Source organism: Bradyrhizobium sp. P2_E8 (assembly GCF_056403875.1).
The window spans coordinates 1-2,313 of the sequence record NZ_JBFUES010001095.1 but is presented as its reverse complement, the minus strand read 5'-3'; the positions used below and the strand labels follow the sequence as shown (position 1 = coordinate 2,313).

Sequence of the window (2,313 nt, the reverse complement as noted above, 5' to 3'; positions counted from 1 at the left end):
ATCCCGGCTCGATCTATCTGTGGGTCGAGCAGCTCGATGAGGACAATCGCCCGAGCGGCATCCCCCGGGCCTTCCGCGTGCCCTACGACGACCGGCTGGCCGACAAGACCCATGCCGCGCAGAACGAGATCGCGGCCGGGCATCCGCAAGGCGGGCGCGCCGCGGATTTCGGCGGTGGCGACGGCAGCCTGATCGACATGGTCCGGGAATATGTGACGCCCAAGACCATTTTGGAGACCAGCGGCGGCGATTCCTCGACCGGTGAGTTCACCGCTCCACCGGCCGGCGCGCAAGGCGTCGTGTTCACGCCGCTGCCGCCGCCCCGGATGCCGCCGAAAGACGAGCAATAGACCCTTGACCATCGCGGCGGGGGCGCGCTGGAAAACGGCCCCGCGCTGGCGCATCCTGTTGACGTCCCTCAATTTGGCCTTATCGGCTTTCGATAAGAACCTGAGGGTGGAGGGTGCGTGCTTCTCGCTGTCTTATCGGATATCCACGGCAACCGGCAGGCGTTCGAAGCCTGCCTGAAGGTTGCCCGTGCGAAGGACGTGGAGCGGTTCATCCTGCTCGGTGACTTCGTCGGCTATGGCGCCGATCCGGAATGGGTCGTGGATACCGCGATGGAGCTCGTCGACGGGGGCGCCGTGGCCGTGCGCGGCAACCACGACCAGGCGGTGAATTCCTCGGCCGAGACCATGAATGCCGACGCGCAGATCGCGATCGAATGGACCCGCGGCCGGCTCGACACCGCGCAGCGGCGGTTCCTGGCCGAATTGCCGATGCTGGTGGAGGACAGCGACCGGCTGTTCGTGCATTCGGAAGCCTCCAGTCCGCAGCGCTGGCACTACGTCCGCTCGACGGCGGATGCCGCCAAGAGCCTGATATCGACGTCCGCCCATGTCACCTTCTGCGGCCACATCCATCGTCCCGCGCTCTATTCGATGTCGGTGACGGCGAAGATGACGAGCTTCGTGCCGAAGACCGACGTCCCGGTGCAGCTCCTGCGCGGACGGCAATGGCTCGCCGTGCTCGGCTCGGTCGGCCAGCCCCGCGATAGCGATCCGTCCGCATCTTTCGTGCTGTTCGACACGGTCTCGTGCCAGATCACCTATTGCCGCGTGCCCTATGACATCGCGAGCGCGGCGAACAAGATCCGCGAGAACGGCCTGCCGCCCTGGCTCGCCGACCGGCTGTCGCAGGGACGTTGACGGCGATGCCGAAACCCCTGGTCAAATCGGGCGCGGAGATCGACGGCTACACCATCGGCGAATGCGTTCATGCCGGCGGCATGGCGACGCTGTGGACCGTCACCCATCCCGGCATCGACGTCCCGTTGCTGATGAAGATTCCGCGGGTGTCGGAGGGCGAGGACCCCGCCGCGATCGTCTCCTTCGAGATGGAGATGATGATCCTGCCGCGGCTCGCGGGCCCGCACGTGCCCTCGTGTTTCGGCACCGGCGATTTCGCCCACCAGGCCTATGTCGTGATCGAGCGCATTGCCGGGACCACGCTCTACAAGCGGTTGGCCGACCTGCCGCTGCCATACGAGGAAGCGCGACTACTGGTCGCGAAGATCGCGACCGCGCTCGCCGATCTGCACCGGCAGAACGTGATCCATCACGACATCAAGCCGAGCAGCATCATGTTCCGCGAGTCCGGCGAGGCGGTGCTGATCGACTACGGCCTGTCGCACCACAACCATCTGCCCGATCTCTTGCAGGAGGAATTCCGCCTGCCTTACGGCACCGCGCCCTACATGGCGCCGGAGCGGCTCCTGGGTGTGCGCGACGATCCGCGCAGCGACCTGTTCTCGCTGGGCGTGCTGCTCTATTTCTTCACGACCGGCGAGCGGCCGTTCGGCGAGGGCGAGACGCTGCGCGCGATGCGGCGCCGGCTGTGGCGCGATCCGCATCCGCCGCGCGCACTGCGCGCCGAATATCCGCCCTGGCTCCAGGAGGTGGTGCTGCGGTGTCTCGAGATCGAGCCGGTGCGGCGCTATCCGACGGCGTCCCAGCTTGCCTTCGATCTGACCCATCCGGACCAGGTCAGGCTCACGACGCGCTCGGAACGGATGAAGCGCGACCCCCTCAGCGTCGCCTGGCGGCGCCGCTTCAACCAGGGCGTCATGCAGCCGCGCGCGAAATCGGATGTCGCAGCTCAGATCGCATCGAGCCCGATCCTCGCGGTCGCGCTCGACACGGCGGAAGGCGCGCCCGAGCTGAACGAGGCGCTGCGCGTCACCACCGAGCGCATTCTCGCCACGCTGCCCTCGGCGCGGCTTGCCTGCCTCAACGTCCTGAAGCTCAACCGCAT

The 2,313-nt window shown here is 67.0% G+C and carries 2 protein-coding genes and 1 pseudogene; all 3 read left to right on the top strand.

What is annotated here, in order from left to right:
- Positions 1-350: pseudogene (locus AC1D00_RS37120) on the top strand (hypothetical protein); the annotation flags it as partial.
- A gap of 117 nt (positions 351-467) precedes the next feature.
- Positions 468-1,208: a metallophosphoesterase family protein gene (locus tag AC1D00_RS37115; RefSeq protein ID WP_477014086.1), complete on the top strand. Its 741-nt coding sequence runs from the start codon at positions 468-470 to the stop codon at positions 1,206-1,208.
- A 5-nt stretch (positions 1,209-1,213) separates the two neighbouring features.
- The coding region (locus tag AC1D00_RS37110) for a serine/threonine protein kinase (protein ID WP_477014085.1) at positions 1,214-2,313 on the top strand (1,100 nt) is incomplete at its 3' end.